The 1,276-nt window shown below is 37.1% G+C and carries 1 protein-coding gene; it reads right to left on the reverse strand.

Features of this window, described 5'->3' with window-relative positions; genetic code table 11:
• Positions 1 to 80: 80 nt before the first annotated feature.
• Positions 81 to 1,052 carry an integron integrase gene (locus tag CWB85_RS18385; protein ID WP_138555651.1) on the reverse strand — a complete coding sequence of 324 codons (972 nt, stop codon included), beginning with the start codon at positions 1,050 to 1,052 and terminating at the stop codon, positions 81 to 83.
• Positions 1,053 to 1,276: the final 224 nt, after the last annotated feature.

The raw sequence follows: 1,276 nt of genomic DNA on the forward strand, positions 1-1,276 counted from the left end.
TCACTTTGATTAATGCTATTGGTTTTATTCTACAAAGCGGACGTTCCGCTAACGCATTTTTCGGCTTATAGTAATGTGAACTAGAAAATTTTGCTTAATGGGCTTACAACACCGTTCGCTCCCTGCTGCAAAACATGCGTATATATTTGTGTGGTTTTGACATCAGAATGGCCCAATTGTGCTTGAACGGTGCGAATATCGGCGCCACTTTGCAATAGATGCGTTGCAAATGAATGACGCAAGGTATGCGGTGTTATTATTTTTGTTAATCCCGATTTTTGAACGGCTTTTTTTACTTCTTTTCTTATACACGAGTGATGAAAATGATGTCGTCTTATTTCACCACTTTGAGGATCTGTACTTAATATATGTGAGGGAAATAAATACTGCCACGCAAGAGATTTTGAGGCAGAAGGATATTTTTTTGTTAAAGCATAAGGCATCCATACGCCAGCATATTCCGTATTATTTAAATCAAGTTTTAGATAGTCATCAACCTGCAGAATTTGATTTCTCAGCATAGGAATTAGCTCGGTGGCCAGCGTTACAATACGGTGTTTATTACCTTTGCCATTCCATACTTGAATACACTTGTAATCAAAATCAATATCTTTCACTCTTAATTGTACCGCTTCCATTACTCTTAAACCACTTCCGTACATAAGGCCTGCAATAAGGTAATAACGCTTATTTAAATGAGTCATAAGCAGCTTAACTTCTTCTGGCGTCATAACTACAGGTAGTTTTGCTTGTTTTTTACTGCGGGCAAAATTTAAGTTTAACGACAGCTCTTTTTTTATTATGTGCTTGTATAGAAATGACAATGAATTGAGTGCTGTGGCTTGCGTTCGTGGTGCAACGTTTTGTTTTAACACTAAGTACTCTAGATAGCGTTCGACTTCATTGTCTCCCATTGAGGCGGGGTGGCGCTTATCATGAAAATGGATATAAGATGCAATCCATTTTAGGTACGTATCCACGGTACGTAATGAGTACTGACGTACCAACATATAATCAGCGATATAATTTAAAAATGGAGAGCGCGTTTTCATGTCATCACCAATATAAGTAACTGTATAAATATACAGTTTAGTTGTTGTGCTCCCATATTCAAGAAAATGAGCGACGAGCGCACTTTCTTTTTTCTGAATCTCTTTAGCGTCAATAAAAAATTATAGTTGGCAATACATTACGTTATTTGTTAAAAATAGATTTATTAATACATGAGCGTGACATCGGCAGAAAGATGCGCGACGCGCGCACTATAAAATTGTTA

Source organism: Pseudoalteromonas sp. S1727 (genome assembly GCF_005886375.1).
GTDB lineage: Bacteria > Pseudomonadota > Gammaproteobacteria > Enterobacterales > Alteromonadaceae > Pseudoalteromonas > Pseudoalteromonas haloplanktis.

Excerpts from the sequence above, each read along its gene's own strand:
- CWB85_RS18385 (WP_138555651.1), bottom strand. The coding sequence starts at position 1,052 with ATGAAAACGCGCTCTCCATTTTTAAATTATATCGCTGATTATATGTTG.